Annotated in this window: 15 protein-coding genes; 9 read left to right on the top strand and 6 right to left on the bottom strand. The window is 63.2% G+C overall.

What is annotated here, in order from left to right:
• Window positions 1-156: 156 nt before the first annotated feature.
• The 3 genes from MWN76_RS01650 (at window position 157) to MWN76_RS01640 (ending at window position 2,272) form a co-directional block, all read left to right on the top strand.
• Window positions 157-870: a M15 family metallopeptidase gene (locus MWN76_RS01650; RefSeq protein WP_250458806.1), complete on the top strand. Its 714-nt coding sequence runs from the start codon at window positions 157-159 to the stop codon at window positions 868-870.
• Between the two features lie 112 nt (window positions 871-982).
• The gene (gene cysE, locus MWN76_RS01645; protein ID WP_250458805.1) at window positions 983-1,744 is read left to right on the top strand and encodes a serine O-acetyltransferase; all 762 of its coding nucleotides are present in this window, start codon (window positions 983-985) and stop codon (window positions 1,742-1,744) included.
• 18 nt (window positions 1,745-1,762) lie between these two features.
• The gene (locus tag MWN76_RS01640) at window positions 1,763-2,272 is read left to right on the top strand and encodes a hypothetical protein (RefSeq protein WP_250458804.1); all 510 of its coding nucleotides are present in this window, start codon (window positions 1,763-1,765) and stop codon (window positions 2,270-2,272) included.
• A 184-nt stretch (window positions 2,273-2,456) separates the two neighbouring features.
• Here the strand turns inward: MWN76_RS01640 and MWN76_RS01635 are convergent, their stop codons facing one another.
• Entirely contained in the window at window positions 2,457-5,372 is a 2,916-nt protein-coding gene (locus MWN76_RS01635) for a TonB-dependent receptor (RefSeq protein WP_250458803.1), read from the bottom strand.
• Between the two features lie 189 nt (window positions 5,373-5,561).
• On the opposite strand from MWN76_RS01635, the gene MWN76_RS01630 reads away from it, so the two are divergent.
• Together MWN76_RS01630 and MWN76_RS01625 are read left to right on the top strand one after the other, a co-directional pair.
• Window positions 5,562-6,131: an RNA polymerase sigma factor gene (locus tag MWN76_RS01630; RefSeq protein WP_250458802.1), complete on the top strand. Its 570-nt coding sequence runs from the start codon at window positions 5,562-5,564 to the stop codon at window positions 6,129-6,131.
• Window positions 6,128-7,117, top strand: coding sequence for a FecR family protein (locus MWN76_RS01625; RefSeq protein WP_250458801.1), 990 nt, complete (start codon window positions 6,128-6,130; stop codon window positions 7,115-7,117). Before MWN76_RS01630 ends, MWN76_RS01625 begins: the two co-directional genes overlap by 4 nt.
• Window positions 7,118-7,129: 12 nt before the next feature.
• Here MWN76_RS01625 and MWN76_RS01620 read toward each other — a convergent pair whose 3' ends face one another.
• The 5 genes from MWN76_RS01620 to MWN76_RS01600 form a co-directional block, all read right to left on the bottom strand.
• On the bottom strand, window positions 7,130-7,552 hold the full coding sequence (locus MWN76_RS01620) for a GNAT family N-acetyltransferase (protein ID WP_250458800.1): 423 nt from the start codon (window positions 7,550-7,552) through the stop codon (window positions 7,130-7,132).
• A gap of 20 nt (window positions 7,553-7,572) precedes the next feature.
• A complete protein-coding gene (locus tag MWN76_RS01615; protein ID WP_250458799.1) occupies window positions 7,573-8,181 on the bottom strand; it encodes a DNA-3-methyladenine glycosylase I in 609 nt (202 codons plus the stop codon).
• A 39-nt stretch (window positions 8,182-8,220) separates the two neighbouring features.
• Window positions 8,221-8,508 carry a YciI family protein gene (locus MWN76_RS01610; protein WP_250458797.1) on the bottom strand — a complete coding sequence of 96 codons (288 nt, stop codon included), beginning with the start codon at window positions 8,506-8,508 and terminating at the stop codon, window positions 8,221-8,223.
• A gap of 16 nt (window positions 8,509-8,524) precedes the next feature.
• A complete protein-coding gene (locus MWN76_RS01605; protein ID WP_250458795.1) occupies window positions 8,525-9,094 on the bottom strand; it encodes a TetR/AcrR family transcriptional regulator in 570 nt (189 codons plus the stop codon).
• Between the two features lie 393 nt (window positions 9,095-9,487).
• Window positions 9,488-12,109 carry a TonB-dependent receptor gene (locus tag MWN76_RS01600; RefSeq protein ID WP_250458794.1) on the bottom strand — a complete coding sequence of 874 codons (2,622 nt, stop codon included), beginning with the start codon at window positions 12,107-12,109 and terminating at the stop codon, window positions 9,488-9,490.
• 281 nt (window positions 12,110-12,390) lie between these two features.
• On the opposite strand from MWN76_RS01600, the gene MWN76_RS01595 reads away from it, so the two are divergent.
• The 4 genes from MWN76_RS01595 to MWN76_RS01580 all read left to right on the top strand — a co-directional run bounded on the left by MWN76_RS01595 (window position 12,391) and on the right by MWN76_RS01580 (window position 18,606).
• Window positions 12,391-13,080, top strand: coding sequence for an FMN-binding negative transcriptional regulator (locus MWN76_RS01595; protein WP_250458792.1), 690 nt, complete (start codon window positions 12,391-12,393; stop codon window positions 13,078-13,080).
• A gap of 160 nt (window positions 13,081-13,240) precedes the next feature.
• Entirely contained in the window at window positions 13,241-14,233 is a 993-nt protein-coding gene (locus MWN76_RS01590; RefSeq protein ID WP_250458790.1) for a LysR substrate-binding domain-containing protein, read from the top strand.
• A gap of 188 nt (window positions 14,234-14,421) precedes the next feature.
• The gene (locus MWN76_RS01585; RefSeq protein WP_250458788.1) at window positions 14,422-15,858 is read left to right on the top strand and encodes a P1 family peptidase; all 1,437 of its coding nucleotides are present in this window, start codon (window positions 14,422-14,424) and stop codon (window positions 15,856-15,858) included.
• A gap of 420 nt (window positions 15,859-16,278) precedes the next feature.
• Window positions 16,279-18,606 carry a TonB-dependent receptor gene (locus MWN76_RS01580; RefSeq protein WP_250458786.1) on the top strand — a complete coding sequence of 776 codons (2,328 nt, stop codon included), beginning with the start codon at window positions 16,279-16,281 and terminating at the stop codon, window positions 18,604-18,606.
• Window positions 18,607-18,668 lie beyond the last annotated feature (62 nt).

The following is an 18,668-nucleotide window of genomic DNA, read 5'->3' as shown; positions in this document are numbered from 1 at the left end:
TAAAATACTAATGGGCCAAACGTTCATTAGTATTGGTACTAAAAAGCATCCGGCACGCTGGTTCCCAACGGGTCTGGCGGCGGGTTTGGCATCTGGTAAAGTTGTTGTTCACTTTAGTCCGGTTTGTCCGTTGATTCTGTTTATTGAGGTCTGGTCATGTTGAGCGTGCCGCTGGAACGTATGCTGCTGGGGCTCGGCGACGAGCATGTGATCCTCGAGCCCCGCTCCGGGCAACTGTTGCACCCGGAGGCGCTGGTGGCCTTCGAGCGCCTGGCCGCCGACGCCCGCAATGCCGGTTTTGACCCGTTGGTGGTGTCCGGCTTCCGCAGCTTCGAGCGCCAGCGCACCATCTGGAACCGCAAGGCCTCCGGCCAGCGACCGGTGCTCGACAGCGACGGCGCCGAACTGGATGTAGCGCAGTTGTCGCCGGAACAGATCGTCTACGCCATATTGCGCTGGTCGGCCCTGCCGGGCGGCTCGCGCCACCACTGGGGCACCGACTTCGATGTGGTCGACGCCGCCGCCATGCCGGAGGATTACCGGCCGCAACTGACACCCCGGGAAGTGGCCGACAACGGACTCTTCGGCCCCTTCCACGTCTGGCTGGACGAACGCATCGCCGCCGGCGAAAGTCACGGCCTGTTCCGCCCCTACGCCGAGGACCGCGGCGGTGTGGCGCCGGAGCGCTGGCACCTGAGTTATGCGCCGCGCGCAATCGAGTTGCAGCAGCTGCTGACGCCGGAGCGGCTCTGTGAACAGCTTCAGCGCTGCGAGCTGGAATTGTGCGACACTGTGTGCGATCAGATTGATACGATCTATACGCGCTTTGTCGCGGTGCCGGATCACTGTTACCCGAATTTTGACAAGTAGTTCCCCCTCCCTTTCTGGAGGGGCCCCGGGAGAGGGCGGCTGCCGCTTCCGGTGACCGGAGAGGACCCCAATCATCAACGGCAATATCGAACAGCGGGATATCTGGGGCGCCATGCGCGCCGAGGCCACCGAAGCCGCCGCGGGCGAGCCGGTGCTGGCGAGTTATTTCCACAACACCGTGCTGCGCCACAAGTCCCTGGACGACGCGCTCGCCTATCAATTGGCGTCGGTGCTGGACCACAGCGCCCTGACGGCCACCGCCCTGCAGGAAGTGATCGCCAGCGCGCTCGAACGCGACACGGAAATCGGCCGCAGGATGCGCGAGGATATCTGTGCCTGGTATGACCGCGATCCGGCCTGCGACCAGTACCTGACGCCGTTTCTGTATTTCAAGGGCTTCCACGCGTTGCAGTCCCACCGCGTTGCCCACTGGCTGTGGCGAAACGGGCGGCACACGCTGGCGCTGTATTTCCAGAGTCGCGTGTCGGAGCAGTTTGCGGTGGATATTCACCCGGCGGCCCGCTTCGGCGGCGGTATCATGATCGACCACGCCACCGGCCTGGTGGTGGGGGAGACCAGTGTCGTCGGGGACGATGTTTCCATACTGCACTCGGTGACCCTGGGCGGCAGTGGCAGTGGCGGCGGCGACCGCCACCCGAAGATCGGCCGCGGGGTCATGATCGGCGCGGGGGCGAAAATTCTCGGCCCGGTCAGGATCGGGGCGGGCGTCAAGGTGGCGGCCGGCAGCCTGGTGCTGCGGGATGTGCCCGAACACTCGACGGTGGCCGGCGTGCCGGCGCGTATCGTCGGCAGTAAAAGTGCGGCGGTACCCGCCTACACCATGGATCAGTCGCTGGATTCAGACGACGCTTAAACAAAAAGAGGCAATGCCATGTCGCAACCCACCTACAGTGTGATTTTCCGCGGGGACCTTTTGCCCGGCTACACCGCCGGCGATGTCAAGGCGAACCTCGCGCGCCTGTTCAAGGCCGGCCCGGCGGCAGTGGAGAAACTGTTCAGTGGCCGCCCGCTGGCGATCAAGAAAGGCCTGCCGAAAGCGAAGGCGGAGCAGTTGCAGGCGACGCTGGCCAAACTGGGCGCGCAGGCCGCACTGAAGGCCGAGGGCGAGCCCGCGGCACCGCCACCCCCGCCCGCGGAGGCCGAACCCGCGGCACCGCAAGCGCAGGCAGCAGAGCCCGCTGCAGCGGCTGGCGGCGACTGGGGCCTGGCGCCGATGGAGGGCAACCTGGTCAAGGAACACGAGCGCGAGCGAAAAGAAGCGGTGCAGGTTTCGGTGGATCACCTGAGCCTGAAACCGGCGCAGGGCAATCTGGTTGAAGAGGGCGAGCATCGGCGGAAGCAGCCGGTGATGGTGGATATTCCGGATTGGCAGGTCAATTAGGTTTTTCTGCAGTTCGGGGGAATCCTGTGTTCGTTGTTTGACTCGCTGTGTCATTAGATGAGTCGGTGACGGCAGCAGCGCCTTCGCATCGGCAGCAGGTGCCACAATAGGGCGAATATAACGTATGTCCCTGCAACACAATGCCCACCTGCTGACTAAAGGAGCCTGGTCCGCCCAGCGCGGCTCAGTATTCCAACCGCAACCCTACCCTGAACTGCCGCCCATTTTCATAAAATCCCTGCGGAATCCCTGAGGCGCTGCGGATAGTGATCACTTCATCGGTCAGGTTGACCGCCTCCGCGGTCAGCTGTGTGTAATCGTTCAGCGCCCACTGCAGGCTGGCATCCCACTGGCGATAGGCGGCGGTCTCGCTCTGGGAGCCGGCCACAATGTCGCCGTAGGAGCGCGAGCGGTAGTTGTAGGACAGGCGGCCGCTGAAGCGCCGTTTCTCGAAATAGACACTGGCGTTGAACTGGCTGCGGGAATTGCCCGGCAGTTCCAGTGAGCGGCCGCCGTCGGGGGAGGGGACGCCGGCATCGGTATAGGTGTAGTTGCCCAGCAGGCCGAAGCCGTTGGCGAAGTCCTGCTGCCACTGCAGCTCGAGCCCACGAATATCCGCCCCCGGCCCGTTCTGCGGCCGGGTGATATACAGTGCCTGCCCGTTCACCTGCTCCTTCGCCACGTGGGGATAGACAAAGGTGGATATGTCCTTGAAGAACAGCGTGGCCGCGGCCATCGAGGCCTCGGCGAAATACCACTCCAGGCTCAGGTCCAACTGGTCCGCGCGGTAGGGCTCCAGGTCGGGATTGCCCGCCGCACCCGAGCCGCTGGTCGGATCGATGATGATACCCGGGCTCAGGTCCTGGTAATTCGGTCGCGCCATCACCTGCGCCAGGGCCGCGCGCAGCGACAGATCCTCGGCGGCGCGATAGTGGATATTCACACTGGGCAGCGTATCCCGATAGCGGTTGCGCACCGTCTGCAGCCGGTCTTCGCGGTAGGCGCTGGCCCGCTGGCGGGTTGCCACCGAGCGCAGGCCCAGGTTGCCCGACCAGGGGCCGCGTTCGAAATCGAGCCGGATATATTCCGCCAGGCTGTGTTCGCGAATGCGGAAATGGGCGTTGCGGTCCTCGCGGTACTGCATCAGGCCGCGGTCGTACAGCGGCTGTATGACCGATTGCAGCAGCGCCGGATCGGCGATCGCGTAGCGGGTCAGGGTGGCACTGTTGGCCGCCTGGGCGTTGAGTTCCGGCCCCGGGCCGCCGCTGACCCGATCGAGACCAACCCGTCGCAATATGGCCCAGTCCGGGTGACTGGTATCGATACTGCCGACGGTCAGGTTGTTCTCCACCGCGTGGTTGCGGTATTTGAAGCCGAACCTGACTGCACTCAGCCATGCGCCCGGCAACTGCCGCTCGAAATCCAGCTGGCTGTAGTTTTCGCGGTTCTCCATCGCGCGGATCCAGTCGCGGGAGACCGGCGAGAAGCTGTCCAGGCTCGCCGCATCGAGCGGGTCCAGGTCCAGGTATTCCACTTCCAGCGCATCGCGATCCAGCCGGAAGCGGACCCGGCTGTTGCCGGTAAAGCGGTACAGGCGATCGCGATCGGTGCCGCCGCGGGCCCGGGTGTTGCCGAGTTGCAGGTGACCGGTCCAGGTGTCGCCGCGATAGCGGATGTCCAGGTCGCTGACCGCGGTATCGATATAGGCCCGGCGCTGGATGCTGTCGAGCAGTGCCCCGGTGGAATCGGCGTTGGTCAGGGTGCCGCCCGCGAGCACCGGGTGGCCGTCGTCGGCGGAGATATAGCGCGGCTGTTCCACCGCGGCCGGCGGATCCTCGCGCAGCTTGTAGCCGCCGGGGGAGAACAGGAAGTTGTGGTTGCTGTTGTCGATATCCAGTTCCGAGCGCACCAGGTTCAGCGCGCTGTCCCAGCGCTCCCCCGGTGCCCACTGCAGGGTCAGGTTGGCGGTGGTGTGGGCGCGCTCCTGTTCGAGCAGGGCGCTGCCGCCGCCCCAGATGGCGTACACATCGTCGCGGCTGTTGCCGTCGGTATCGGTCACCCGGTAGAGGGTATTGTCGGCGAAGGTTTCCAGGCCGTCGCGGCGGCTGCGGCGCCGCTGGTGGTTGATCGATGCCAGCAGGCCGAGACTGCCGTCGGCGTTTTTCCAGCTACTCAACAGGGACGCCTGGGGCGCCATTGCGTCCGCCAGTTCACTGTATTGCTGTTCGAAGGAAATATGGGTCTCCAGTGGGTCCATGGCCAGCGGCCGGCGGGTGCGCACGATCACCGTGCCGCCGATACTGCCCTCGTCCAGGTCCGCGCTGGGTGTCTTGTGTACCTCCAGTGATTGCACCAGCTGCGAGGCCAGGGTGGAATAGTTGAAGCCGCGGCTCAGGTTGTCGTTGGCCCACCAGTAGGCGGAGGCCACATGCTGGCCGTTCAGCAGCGTGCGGTTGATATCCTTGTCGGTGCCGCGGATATTGACGTCGCGACCCTCGCCCCACAGCCGGTCCACCGACACGCCGGCGATGCGCTGCAGCGAATCGGCCACATTTCTGTCCGGAAACTTGCCGATATCCTCGGACGTGATAACGTCGACCAGGTTGCCGCTGCGCCGCTTGATCGCCAGGTTGCGCTCCAGCGTGCCGCGCACACCGGTGACATAGGTCTCCTCCAGCGTGCGCCGCGGCCCGCCATCGGGCTCGGCAGAGGTTTCCGGTACGGCGCGGGGCGCGGTGCCGGGCCGCACCACCAGGGTTCCGCCGCTGCCGAAACGGAAATCGAGCTGGCTGCCGTCGAGCAATCGGCGCAGGGCCACGTCGGGCGGCAGCCGGCCCTGAACCGGGAGGCAGTTCCCCTGGGGCAGTATGTCGGTGCGATAGAGAATCTGCAGGTCCGCCTGTTCGGCGAACAGGCGCAGGGCCCGATCCAGGGGCTGTGCCCCGATATCGAAGTCGACCGGCTCCAGGGCGGTGGCCGGCGGTCGCGGTCCGGCGGCCACACAGTCGGCGCCTGTGCTGGCGAGCAACAGTGCAAAGAGGGCGCCGCGCGCGGCTGTGCGCAGGGCTGCCTTTGAGGCTGGAGCGGGCGGTCTGGTCATTATTATCGTTCGAGTAGGGTGGCCCGGCTGCGGGGCCAACGCCCAGAAAATACTCGATTTGATTGCGCGCCCGCAAGCGGTCCGGTCGCGGTGCCGGAAGATAAGAATCATTTTGAAAAAGTTGTCGGGGAAATGCCGGATCCGGCGTTTAGGCCGTTTATGGGGAAGCGTTTGTCCGACGGGGGATCGATGGCCGTATCCAAAGCAAACCTGCGCCTTGTGAGCAGCAAGCCGGAGCCCGCGGACAGCGGCGACCGGGCCTATGTCGAGGAACTGTACACTGCGCACAGCGCGGCCCTGTGCCGCTATATCGCCCGTATGCTGCCGGGTGGGCGGCAGGATGTGGAAGTGATACTGCAGGAAACCTACGTCAAGCTGTTGCGACAGGAGAGCCTGCAGCACCTGCGGGAAAACCCGCGGGCCTACATCTACACCGTGGCCACTAACCTGGTCCGCGACAGCCTGCGCCGCCAGTTGCGCCGCCGCAGCGAGCAGCACCACAGCTACGACGACAGCGAGCACGAAAGCCGTACCCCCTCGCCGCCGGGAGCCGCCGAATGGCAGCAGAACCTGGGCAGGTTGAAACAGTCGCTGCTGGAGCTGAAACCGGTGGTGCGCCGCGTGTTCCTGCTGAGTCGTTTCGAACAGATGACCTATCCGGAAATTGCCGAGACCCTGTCGATCAGTACGCGCAGTGTCGAGCGGCATATGAGCAGGGCGATGGAGCACCTGCAGAGAGAGCTGAGCGATATCCTATGAAGCGCGTCGATGATATGACGGACGAATCGATAGAGAAAGCGGCCGCGGACTGGGTGGCCCGCGAGGACGGCGGCGCATTGAGTGCCGCCGGGCAGCGCGCGCTCGATCGCTGGCTGCGCCAGGACGAGCGCCACCGGCTCGCCTATGCCAACTGCCGCCAGCTTTCGCTGATGACCGGCTTCCTGGCCGACGATGGGGATTTGCGGGCGGAAACGGCGGCAGTGCGCCGGCGCTTCCGGCGGCGCGCCTTCGGCTGGAAGGCGTTGCTGCAGGTGGCGGCCGTCATGTTGCTGGCCCTGGCGGCAACGTGGCTGCAGCAGTATTTTGCCGTGGATTACTACCAGACACAGATCGGCGAACAGCGTGTGGTGCACCTGGAAGACGGCTCCACGCTGATGCTGAACACCGACAGCCGCGTGGGGGTGCGCTATACCCGCGGGCTGCGCGCGCTATTCCTGGAGCGCGGCGAGGCCTTCTTCATGGTGGCGAAAAATCCACAGAGGCCGTTTGTGGTCAATGTGCAGGGCAGCGAGGTACGGGCGCTGGGTACGGCGTTCAATGTGGCCCGGCGCGCCGGCGACGTACGCGTGGCGGTCACCCAGGGCGTGGTGGAAGTGCGGGCCGGGGACGCGGCGGGCAATCGCCGCTCCCTCGCCAGGATGTTGCCGGGGCAGGGCTTCAGCTACAGCCCGGAGCAGCCGCAGGACAACAGCGGCGTGGCACCGGTCAACCTGGAAAAAGTGACCGCCTGGCAGGCCAGCAGGATCTATTTCGACAACGACCGGCTCGACGACGCAGTGGTCGAATACAACCGCTACACCACTCGCAAGATTGTACTGGTGGGCGACGAACTGGCCGGGGAGCGGATCAGCGGTGTGTTCAATATCGGCGACGCCGACGCACTGGCCTTTGCCCTGGAGGAGAGTTTCGGCGCGCGGATCAATAAGAGCGAACAGCGGATCCTGGTATTGCCCGGCCGGGATTGATTCCCCGGCGGTTCACAATTCCGCGATGGAAAAGTGATGGCTGGCGATATCGAAGCCCTCGCGCAGATAAAAACGGTGGGCGGCAAAGCGCTGTACGCCGGAGTCCAGATGCATCTGACCACAGCCGATTTCCCTTGCATAGCCTTTCAGCCATTCGATCAGCAGGCGCCCGGCGCCTGTGGAGCGGCAGTTTTCATCGGTAACCAGGTCGTCGATATAAATGTGCTTTCCCCAGGCCAGTTTCTCGCCCAGGGTAAACCCGGCCACGCACAGGGCGCGGTCGCCCTCGATCACACAGGCCAGCTGGTAGCCGCCCTGTTGTTGCTTGCGGATCTGTGCCTTGATCTGCTCGAGGTTGTACTGGGGGCGGAGCTGCAACAGGGTTTTGGCGGCCGGATCGATTTCACTTTCCGGTGTGAGCAATTGTACTTGCATCGTTATTTGCCCACTCTACTCTAACAGGGCCGCTTGAAACGTTTGCGCAGGCGCTCGGCCTCGATGCGACTGACACATTCCTCGGCGTGGTCGTTGATCAGGCCCATCGCCTGCATGAATGCGTAGACGGTGGTGGGGCCGACAAATTTCCAGCCGCGTTTTTTCAGGTCTTTCGACAGCGCGATGGACGCGGCGGAGGTGGAGGCGGTCTGCGGTGGGGCCAACGCGTCCTCCGCCGGTTCGTAGCGCCAGATATAGGCGGCCAGCGACCCCTCCTGTTGCACCAGTTCGCGGACGCGCCGGGCATTGTTGATGACCGCCTCGATTTTGCCGCGGTGTCGGATTATCCCCTTGTCCCGAAGCAGCCGCTCCACGTCCCTGGCGGTAAATTGCGCCACCCGCTCGAAATCGAAATGGTGGAAAGCCTCGCGAAAGTTTTCCCGCTTGGCCAGTATGGTGCGCCAGCTGAGGCCGGATTGAAAGCTCTCCAGGCAGAGTTTTTCAAACAGGCGGCGGTCGTCCGCCACCGGGAAACCCCACTCTTTGTCGTGGTAATCAAAGAACTCCGGGGTGACGGTGCACCAGCCGCAGCGGAGTCTGCCGTCGGGGCCGGGGATCGGGTTGCTCATTGCGACGCTCCCTGTTGAAAATTGAAACTGAACTGGAGATCAGTCGAGAAGGAAAGCCAGCCGCTCATCCGTTTTCGACGGGCTGATCTCCAGAATCTCTGCGGTGACGATATGTTCGGTCACGAACGGATCGCTATCGACGAACGTCTCGAGGTCCTCGCGGGAAATGTTGTGGGCCAGGATGCCACCGCCCCGGGCCGGCTGCAGGCTTCCCGCCAGCAAGAATACACCGTCGTCGAGCCCCTGTTTCAGCCAGCTTTTATGCGCCTCCATAAACTCGCCCATACGCTCGCGATTTCCGGAAAACTTCAGCAATACGATAAACACGGCAGTCTCCTTCCTGTCATTGGTTGGTTATATCGTCCAGCCATTCGCACATCTGCCCGACCTCCCGCCGGACGAACTTCTCATCCCCAAAGGCGTTGAACAGCGTGGCCACGCCCTGGCTGCGGCTGAGCAGGTGGGCAGCCAGCTGGCCGGCATCCCGCCTGTGGCCCAGCTGCACAAACTGCGATTTCAGCCAGTCGTGAAACAGGGTGAAAAGCTCGTTGGCCTCGCCCTGTGCCGAGTGATTCAGCTTGGCCAGTTCGCTGCTCAGGGTGCCCACGGGGCAGCCATAGTTTCTGATCTTGTCGCCGTTGACCAGCAGGATATGAATGAAGCAGCGGATCCTGTCCCGCGGTGTATCCGCCTGCGCCTGCCAGCTCTCCAGCATTTTCCCGGTATTGGCCAGCCGGTGGCGGATCACCGCGGACAGGATTTCGTCCTTGGATTTGAAGTGGTAGTAGAAATTGCCCCGGGATATCCGCACCGCATCGGCGATATGGGCAAAGGAGGTGTGCTCGAAGCCCTGCTGGTAAAACAGCCGGTCCGCGGTTTCGATGATCTGTTCCCGGGTCGGTTTGCCGCTCAATGGCTGTCTCCCTCGTTGACTGTCCGTCTAGCCCGGATATTTCACCAGGCCGCTTAGTATTCAGCGTAACTCTATGTTTTCGTTAATGTTTTCAGGGATCTCCGCGGGGACAGATTGTCACCGGCCAACGCTGGCCACGCCCTCGCTTGATCTCTGCACGCTCAGCACATTTTTGCGGCTAATACGTGCAGTAAGCATGCATGTACGCCACAAAAATGCACTGAGCGCACAGATCTCGGCGCGATCATCGTGGCCCCTAGTGAAATATCCGGGCTAGGTCGTTTGTCCTAGATGTTAGGTCGACTGTCCTATTGCGTCAACAGTGTGCGGTGCAGAACATAAAAAAGGCGCCCGCAGGGGCGCCCAGGAAGGTGACAACATCGATGCCTGTTGTCAGAAGGACAGGCGCGCGCCCAGGCTGTATCGAGGGCCGTTTTCGTAGAAGCCCACCGGGATGCCGTCGGCGGTGCGCATGTAAATGACCTCGTTGGTGAGATTGACCGCGGTCAGGAAAATATCGACATTGTCGGTGGCCATCCAGTTGGCGGTGGCATCCCACTGGTCGTACTCGTCGGTGACCAGCTGCGAGCCGGAGGTGAGGCCGCCGTAGGACTCGGAGCGCATGTTGTAGGACAGGCGCACACTGAAGTCCGCATTTTCATAATAGGCGGAGGCGTTGAACTGGTCGCGGGAGTTGCCCGGCAGTTCCAGTCGGGTGCCGTCTTCGTTCGCCGGTACCTCGGCATCGGTCCAGGTGTAGTTGGCCAGGGCGCCGAAACCGCTGCCGAAATCGTGCTGTACCTGCAGCTCGATACCCTGGATATCCGCCCCCTTGTCCGCATTGTAGGGGCGGGTGACGTTGATGCGCTCGCCGTCTATTTCCTCCACCTGGGTGTCCTGGAATACGAAGGTACTCAGGTCCTTGTTGAAATAGGTCGCGGCCAGCAGGCTGGCATCGCTGAAGTACCACTCGGCGCCGAACTCGAACTGGTCGGCGAATATCGGGTCCAGCTTCGGGTTGCCGGCGGTGGCGGTGCCGCTGGTGGCGTTGATGACGATATTGGAGCTGAGGTTCTGGAAGGTGGGGCGGGCCATGGCGCGGGACGCGGCGGCGCGCAGTATGATGTCCTCACCGAGGTCGTAGATCACGTTCACACTGGGCAGCGCCTCGCGATAGCTGCGGCCGACGGAGCCGCGCTCGCCGTCGATATAGGCGTTGGAGGTCTGGTCGGTTTCCACCAGGCGCACGCCGAAATTACCGTGCAACCGGCCCCGCTCGAACTCCGCCTGCACATAGCCCGCGGTGATTTCCTCGTTGATTTTGTAGTAGGCCCTGGTGTCCTCGGCGTAGGTCATGGCACCGCTGTCCAGGATGCTGTCGATTTTCTGCCGCGCCAGGCCGATATCCATATAGGCGTATTGGGTCAGGGAGCCGGCGCTGGCGGCCTCGCCGTGCAGTGCCGGACTGGGACCGCTGGAGACGTCCGCCAGCGTGATCGCATTCAGCGCCGCCACCTGTTCGGCGATGGCGGGGTTGGTGACGTCCACTGAGCCGTTCTGTCGATTGTTTTCGATGGTGTGATCGCGGAACTTGAGGCCGGTGCGGATCGCGGTGATAAAGCCCAGCTGCAGATCGAAATTGCCGTCCGCCTGGAAGTAGTTCTCGTCGTCTTCCATGACCCGCACCCAGTCGCGCAGGTTGGCGGCGTTCAGGTGCAGTGCGGTGCCGTCGAGCGGGTCGATGCCGGGAAAGCTGAATTCGTTGGTGTTGGGGCCGAAGTTCAGGTCCTCGGCGCTCTCGCCCTCGAACCAGTAGTTGCGGTCTTTGCTGCTGCCACCCTCGGCACTGGTGCTGCCGGCCTGCAGGTGCAGCTGCCAGCCGTCGCCCTCGTAGTCGGCGGCCAGGTCCAGCACTTCGGATTCGACAAAGGAGTCGCGCACGATCGGTTCGTCGGCGACGCCGATGCTGTCCGGGTTTTCGATGGTGCCGCCCACCAGTGCCCGATTGCCGTCGCTGGTGGGAATGAATACCGGGTCGGTGACCGCATCGCCGTTGGGAATCTTGTAGCCACCGGCCACAAACAGGTAGTTCTGGTTGCTGTTGTCCATTTCCATATCGGAGGACACATAGTTGAGCGTGGTATCCCAGCGCTCACCGGGGCGGAACTGCAGGGTGATATTGGCGGTGTCGCGCTGCCGGTCCTGGTTGAAAATGGCCGAGCCGCCGCCCCAGGGCACATAGACATTGTCCGTGGTGTTGCCGTGCTGGTCGGTGACCGTGTACAGGTCGTTGGTGGGAAACACCTCCAGGCCGTCGCGGCGCATGGTGCGGCCCTGGTTGTTGAACGATGCGAGCACGCCGAAAGTCTCCGCCTCATTCTTCCAGCTCAGCAGGCCGGATACCTGTGGATCCCACTCGCCGGGCAGGTCGCTGTAGACGCCCTCGGTGGACAGGTTCACGGTCAGCGGATCCAGGTCCATCGGCTTGCGCGTGCGCACATTCACCATGCCGCCGATACTGCCTTCATCGTGGCGCGCTTCCGGGCTTTTGTAGACCTCCAGTGAGGACACCAGCTCCGAGGCGAGAATCGAATAGTTGAAGCCGCGGCTGGGATTATCGTTGGCCCACCAGTAGGCCGAGGCCACGTTCTGGCCGTTCATCAGGGTGCGGTTCAGGGTGCTGTCGGTACCGCGCACGAAAATATCCCGGCCCTCGCCCCAGATGCGGTCGACGGAAATCCCCGGCACCCGCTGTAGCGAATCGGCGACGTTTTTATCCGGAAACTTGCCGATATCCTCGGAACTGATGGCGTCGACAATGGAGGTGGCGTCGCGCTTTACGTCCAGCGACTGCTGCAGGCTGCCGCGAATGCCGGTGACCACAACCTCCTCGACGGTGTCGCTCTCCTGCGCCAGTGAGCTGGCGGACAGCAGTGCCACGGCAGTGGCCAGCAGGGTTTTTGGGAGGAAGGGGGGCTTGTGCAATCGGTGCGATGGAAGACGCAGACTGTGCATCGGGTTTCTCCATTCTATTGTTATTGGCATCGATGAAACTTCTCGATTGTTCCGCAGGCGAAAATCCCGGCCTGCAACAGGGGTAAACGCCGGCCGCGATAGAAACCCGCCAGTTTTTTTGCCGCGATAATGGGTGGGGTAACCGCACTCGGGACCCGGCGGCCACGGTGCCCCCGCTGCACCGCACACACCGGTAAAGGCATCTCCCCGGAAAGCGGGGATTGTCATAATCTGCTGCCGTATAAGGGGTTCGCCCGCAATGGCAGTAGACAGGAGAGGTAATGTCGACCGATAACAGAGAGAGGACCGGGGCCTGGCGGGATGTCGGGGAGAAACTGTTCGCCCCCGCCCACTACGGGTTTACCGAACGGCAGGCACTGTTGCAGTTCGTCGCCGGGCAGCCTTTTGCGCAGCTGGTTTCCAACGCCTGCGGCGATCTGCGGGTTACCGCCACGCCGCTGTTTCACGAACCGGAATCCGGCGGGCTCAACTTTATCGGCCATATCGCCCGCCGCAACGCCCACTGCGAAGCGATAGAGGATGGCGAGCGGGCGGTGGCGCTCTTCTGCGGACCGGATGCCTACATATCGCCGCGCTGGTTCCGGGACAGGCCCGGGGTTCCCACCTGGAGTTACCTGTCGGTGCAATTGCGCGGCTATTTCAATGCAATTCGCGACCGGGAGGAGACAATGTCGGTGCTGCGGCGCAGCATCGAGCAGATGGAGGCCCTGGCCCACAGGGATGGGGAGCGTCCCTGGACTCTGTCGGAGGCCCCGGAATCGCTGGTGGAGCGGTTGAGCGAGGGTGTGCTGGCATTCCGCTTTGTGGGTGAACGCATCGAGGGCGTGCGCCGGCTCAACCAGGACAAGGGCGAAGTGGACCGCGAGAGCATCATGGCCGGCCTGTCCGGCTCGCCACAGCGCGGCGCCGCGGCGATTCTGGAACTGATGTCTGCGGAACCGCAGTCATAGCGGCGCCCTCCGGGCCCTCGGGCCCGGCCCCGCCCATGTCTCTGCCAGAGGGGCGGGCCTCCCATTGTTGACCCTTTCTTGACAGTTTTAAAAGCGGTGTGGCAGCCTCGAGTACAGTAGTCGGCCCCCTTGTCCCCGGCTGTGTGCAAGAGGAATCCCCATGTCAGAAGAAGGCCTCCGCCCCGCATCGGCCACTTCGCACCTGCCGTCCCGCAAGGCACTGCCGCCCTTCGAGGCGCTGCGGGCATTCGATATCGTTGCCCGGCTCGGCGGCGTGCGCAAGGCCGCCCAGTACCTGTGCCGGGACCACGCGGTGATCAGCCGCCACCTGCGTACCATCGAGGACCGGGTTGGCTGCCGCCTGATCGAGCGCACGCCGGCGGGTGCGGTGCTGACCGAGGACGGTGCCCGCTACCACAAGCAGGTATCGGCGGCGATCGATTCGATCGCCAACGCAACCATCGAGCTGATGAAGCGCAATGACGACCATCTGCTGTACGCCTGGTGCATGCCCGGCTTCGCGCTGCAGTGGCTGGTGGGGCGCCTGGAGGCCTTCGAGAGCGCCAACCCGGTGTTGGATATCGAGCTGCGACCGGCGGATACGATTCCGGACTTCGAGCGCCATGAGGCGGATGTGGATATCCGCTTCGCGCCTGCCTACGGGCCGCAGTTGCAGTTGCCGCCCAGTGTGCGCACGGCGGAGATCGCGCGGCCGCCGACCGTACCGGTGGCGAGCCCCGGATACCTGTCCCGCAGCCCGGAGATCGAGCATCCGCGGGATCTGCTGTACCATCAGTTGCTGCACGAGGAGAGCTACGACAGCTGGCAGGCCTGGCTCGAGGCCCACGGTCTCGGCAGCGATCTGGAGCTGTCCGGGCCGCGCCTGTGGCACGGGCACCTGACGCTGGATGCGGCCCGGCGCGGGCGCGGCATCGCGTTGACCAACCATTTCGTCGCCGCGGAAGACCTGCAGTCCGGGCAACTGGTGGAAGTGGGGCCGGGCCTGGCCGGCTTCGAGCGGGTGCCGCTCGGTGCCTATCTCTTCATGGCCAGGAGCGACCGCTGGAACGCGCTGCCGGTGCAGCGCTTTCGCGAATGGCTGCTGAAAACCATTGCTTCAGAGTCACCAGGCGATCAGAATGTGGTCGCCTGAGTGACGGCGCCTGTGTTTTATGGCGTGTCTTCGATAATTCTGTCCTAATAAACCCTCTTTTTAAGCCACTTTTTCAACAGTGGTGCTTTTGGCGCACCGCACTTTGCGCATTTGTCATCTTCTGCCAAGCCTTCGGCCGTCCGTATGATCGGGGCATAACTCGATAAAACAGCAGCAGTGAGGTGCATATGCGAATTCCCGTTCAACCGATGGCGGCGAAAATGGCCCTGGGCAGGCTCGGGGCGCGCGGGCGGCAGCTCGTCGCCGCTTCACTGGCTTCCGCGATTCTCCTGTCTCCGGCTGTCCGGGCCGACCAGTCCGGCCTGGCGATGGAGATCAACAAGCGCGGCGAGAAAACCCTGGAGTTCGACTGGCCGATGGTGCGCGTGGGCACCGGTGAATACCCGGCCGGTCCCACCGGTGTCACCGTATTTCATTTCAAGCGCAAGGTGCTGGGTGCGGTGGATGTCAGCGGCGGTGCACCGGGCACCGTCAATGCGGAATTCCTGAAGCTGGGGTACGACCTGCCGGAGCTGGATTCAGTGGTGTTGTCCGGTGGCTCCTGGTACGGGCTGGAAACCGCTACCGCCGTGGCCACCGCGCTCAAGGACGACGGTGTGCGCGATGGCTACGCCTTCGGCGAGGATCCCAATATCGCCCTGTCGGTGGGCTCGATCATCTACGACTTCGGCTCGCGCCGCCTCAACGAAATCTATCCCGACAAGCGCCTGGCCCAGGCCGCCTACCGCGCGGCGGAGACGGGCTGGTTCCCGCAGGGCTCCGCCGGTGCCGGGCGCATGGCGTTGAGCGGTGTCTTCTTCGGTTGCAATGCCCACTCCGGCCAGGGCGGTGCCTTCCGCCAGTTGGGCGACCTGAAAATTGCCGCCTTTACCGTGGTCAATTCCCTCGGCGTGATCACCGACCGCGACGGCAACACCGTGGCCTGCTACCCCGGCAAGAACTGGCCCGAAGACCTGCGCACTGCGGACCTGATGCAGGATTTCCCGCGCAGCCGCGCCGAGGGCTGGGCCGGTGTATCCGCCGATGACCGCAACAAAAACCACAACACCACCGTCAGCCTGGTGGTGGTGAACCAGAAGCTGCCCCACGCGCAACTGCAGCGGCTCGCCAAACAGGTGCACGCCTCCATGTCGCGGGGTATCCAGCCGTTTGCGACCCAGTTCGACGGCGACGTGCTCTACGCCGTATCCACCGGCGAAATGGAAGCGACCGCTGACGACGCCATGTCGTCAGCCGACCTGGGTGCGGTGGCGTCCGAGGTGATGTGGGATGCAATCCTGTCCTCGGTGCCGGAGCAGCCGCAGGTGGTGCCGGCGAAGGACACCCCGGTGCCGGCAAAAGTCCTGCGCGACTACCAGGGCGATTACCACTTCAGCCGCTTCGTGACCCTCAGGGTGCAGCGCAAGGGCGATCGCCTGTTCGCGCGCTCCATCGGCGAACGCGATGCCTACACCATCGGCCGCGACAAGGCGGTGGAGCTGCAGCCGGTTTCGTCCACGCGCTTTACTGTACCCGGCCGCTTCCCGCTGGTTCTGGATTTTTCCCGCGAGGATGAACTGGTGATCAACCCCGGCCAGTGGCAGCAGCTGGGCGAGAAGATCTAGTGGCCGCTTGTAAAGTTCGGTAACAAAAGAGCACAGCCAAATGGTTCAGGTCAAGGCGAGAAAGCGCCGGAATAGCAGCGTTATTTCAAGCTTTCTCAACGCAGAGCTGGACGATTTGGCGAAGCGAACTGTTACCTAACTTTGCGAGCGGCCCACTAGCACTCATTTATTTTACAGGGACTGTCAGTTTGTAAACCCCAAGTAGTACCTGTGACCGGCCGGGTACGCAGTTTCGCCCGGCCTTTTTTATTCCCGATTTTCCCGGATGCCTGTCCGGGCCGATAACAATAAATTCCACTCCAGCGGTGGTGACTCAAAGTCAACAAGATGCGCGGATTTCGCAACTGGTTGGGCGCCGCCGGGCTGCCCTATAGTCGAAAACACAATCCGCCATCGATTAATAATAAGTGGGAAATCGACATGAAACACCATCAATCAGCAGCCGCAAAACTCGCCTGCCTGTCCGCGTTGTTGACGCCGATCAGCTGTGCCATCAGCGCCCAGGTGGCGGCGCAGAGCACCGGCAGCAACAGCTACGCGATCGAAGAGGTCATCGTGACCGCGAGCCGGCGCGAAGAGAGCCTGAGCAATGTGGCCGCCAGTGTCGCGGTCATGAGCCAGGAAAAAATGGATGTGCAGGGCATCCAGTCGGTCGAGGACGTGGCGCGGCTGACGCCGGGGCTGAATTTCTCCCGCCAGAGTTATTTCTCCGGCGCCAATACCGAGATTTCCATCCGCGGCATTTCCTCCGGCGTCGGCGCGGCCACCACCGCGGTCTATATCGACGACGTGCCCATCCAGTCCCGCTCCCTGAGCTTCTCCTCCGCCAACGTCTACCCGCGCACTTTTGACCTGCAGCGGGTGGAAGTGCTGCGCGGTCCGCAGGGCACGCTGTTCGGTGCCAGTGCCCAGGGTGGTGCGGTGCGCTTTATCACGCCGCAGCCGAGCCTGACGGAATCGTCGGTCTACAGCCGCTCAGAAGTGGCCTTTACCGACGGCGGCGACGCCAGTTACGAGACAGGTATCGCCGGCGGTGCGCCGCTGGTGGAAGACGTACTGGGTATCCGCGCCAGTGCCTGGTACCGCCGCGACGGCGGTTGGGTGGATCGCGTCAGCCATGCCGACGGCAGCGGGGAGGAAAATGCCAACGGCGAGGACGCGCGCGCGGCCAAGGTGGCGGTGACCTGGGCGCCGGTGCCGGAACTGCGTATCACACCCTCCATCTACTACCAGAAGAGCGAGGTGGAAGATACCAGCGGTTACTGGGAATCCCTGTCGGACCCCGACGAGGGCGAGTTTATCAACGGCCAGGTCCAGGCCCAGCCGGTGGATGACGAGTATATGCTGTCGTCCGTGGGGCTCACTTACGACTTCCCCGATATGACCCTGATTTCCAACACCTCCTATTTCGATCGCGACCTGCAGCAAGTGCGCGACTACACTGGATTCGATTCCGCACTGCTGAACCCGACCCAGCCTTACGTCACCATCGACGGCCAGATCGCCACCGGCTATTTCTCCGACCAGCAGGAGAATTTCACCCAGGAAATCCGCCTGCAGTCCCTGGATAGCGCCGAGTTCGAGTGGGTGCTGGGCTACTACTACAGCGATGAGGAGCAGTCGGCGCGCCAGCGCAACCAGGATTATTTCTACGAGCAGCTGCTGGGCAACTTCTTCGGCCTGGATTTCGATGCGATGGGCTGGTCTTACCTGGAGGACGGCTTTATCTACGATACGTCTTTCGAGAGCCGCACCAAGCAGCAGGCGCTGTTTGGCCAGATGGATGTCGCCCTGACCGACCGGCTGACCTTCACCCTGGGGGCGCGCGCGGCGGAGTTCGATGTCGAGCATTTCCAGAGTGGCACCGGCCCCTGGTCCGGTGGTGACTTCACCACCGACGAGGACTCCTCGGAAACGGCGGTAACGCCTAAAGTCGGCCTTTCATACCAGCATGACAATGACAATATGTACTACGTGACCGCCGCCGAGGGCTTCCGCCCCGGTGGTGGCCAGGCCCAGGTGGCGGTCACCACCGATGCCTGCCAGGCGGAACTGGCGGCACTGGGCCTGGAGGAAACGCCCACCCAGTATGACTCCGATACGGTCTGGTCCTACGAGATCGGTTCCAAGAACTACCTGTTCGGCGGGCGCATGCAGGTGGATGCCAATGTCTACTGGATCGACTGGAAAGATATGCAGACATCCATCTGGATGAACAGCTGTGGCAGCAGCTTTATCGACAACACCGGCGAGGCCACCAGCAAGGGGATCGACCTGGCGTTGCAGGGCCAGGTCACCGATGCCCTGAACGTAACCCTGAGTGTCGGCTACACGGATGCCACCTACGACGAAACCATCTCCGGCGGCGGGGTGGTCATTGCCGAAAAGGGCGATGCGGTGTTCGACGGCCCGCAGCTGATGGCGACCCTGTCCGCGCAGCAGGATTTCATGTTCGCCGGGCGCGACGCCTTCCTGCGCGTGGACTACTCCTACGCCGGCGAGGGCGAGGACGCCAATCCGGATATATACGGCTACGACCCCGAATTGCCGCCGGTACCGGAAACCGAACTGGTCAATGCGCGCCTGGGGATGGAAATGAACGACTGGAACCTGTCGCTGTTTGTGGACAACCTGACCAACGCCAGCGACGGCCTGAGCCGTTTCCACCATTTCCAGGCCTCGCCGCTGTTTACCAACACCAGCTTCCGGCCGCGCACCATCGGTTTTACCACCACCTATCGCTACTGATCGCACAGGATGCCGGGCGGGGCAGGGAGGCCCCGTTTTCGGTGCCCGGTTCAATTTGGAAA

This window comes from Microbulbifer litoralis (assembly GCF_023634065.1).
Classification (GTDB): domain Bacteria; phylum Pseudomonadota; class Gammaproteobacteria; order Pseudomonadales; family Cellvibrionaceae; genus Microbulbifer; species Microbulbifer litoralis.
This window is presented reverse-complemented; position numbering and strand designations above follow the sequence as displayed.

Excerpts from the sequence above, each read along its gene's own strand:
- MWN76_RS01635 (WP_250458803.1), bottom strand. The coding sequence starts at position 5,372 with ATGACCAGACCGCCCGCTCCAGCCTCAAAGGCAGCCCTGCGCACAGCC.
- MWN76_RS01600 (WP_250458794.1), bottom strand. The coding sequence starts at position 12,109 with ATGCACAGTCTGCGTCTTCCATCGCACCGATTGCACAAGCCCCCCTTC.
- MWN76_RS01630 (WP_250458802.1), top strand. The coding sequence starts at position 5,562 with ATGGCCGTATCCAAAGCAAACCTGCGCCTTGTGAGCAGCAAGCCGGAG.
- MWN76_RS01595 (WP_250458792.1), top strand. The coding sequence starts at position 12,391 with ATGTCGACCGATAACAGAGAGAGGACCGGGGCCTGGCGGGATGTCGGG.
- MWN76_RS01585 (WP_250458788.1), top strand. The coding sequence starts at position 14,422 with ATGCGAATTCCCGTTCAACCGATGGCGGCGAAAATGGCCCTGGGCAGG.
- MWN76_RS01580 (WP_250458786.1), top strand. The coding sequence starts at position 16,279 with ATGAAACACCATCAATCAGCAGCCGCAAAACTCGCCTGCCTGTCCGCG.
- MWN76_RS01615 (WP_250458799.1), bottom strand. The coding sequence starts at position 8,181 with ATGAGCAACCCGATCCCCGGCCCCGACGGCAGACTCCGCTGCGGCTGG.
- MWN76_RS01640 (WP_250458804.1), top strand. The coding sequence starts at position 1,763 with ATGTCGCAACCCACCTACAGTGTGATTTTCCGCGGGGACCTTTTGCCC.
- MWN76_RS01625 (WP_250458801.1), top strand. The coding sequence starts at position 6,128 with ATGAAGCGCGTCGATGATATGACGGACGAATCGATAGAGAAAGCGGCC.
- MWN76_RS01650 (WP_250458806.1), top strand. The coding sequence starts at position 157 with ATGTTGAGCGTGCCGCTGGAACGTATGCTGCTGGGGCTCGGCGACGAG.
- MWN76_RS01620 (WP_250458800.1), bottom strand. The coding sequence starts at position 7,552 with ATGCAAGTACAATTGCTCACACCGGAAAGTGAAATCGATCCGGCCGCC.
- cysE (WP_250458805.1), top strand. The coding sequence starts at position 983 with ATGCGCGCCGAGGCCACCGAAGCCGCCGCGGGCGAGCCGGTGCTGGCG.
- MWN76_RS01590 (WP_250458790.1), top strand. The coding sequence starts at position 13,241 with ATGTCAGAAGAAGGCCTCCGCCCCGCATCGGCCACTTCGCACCTGCCG.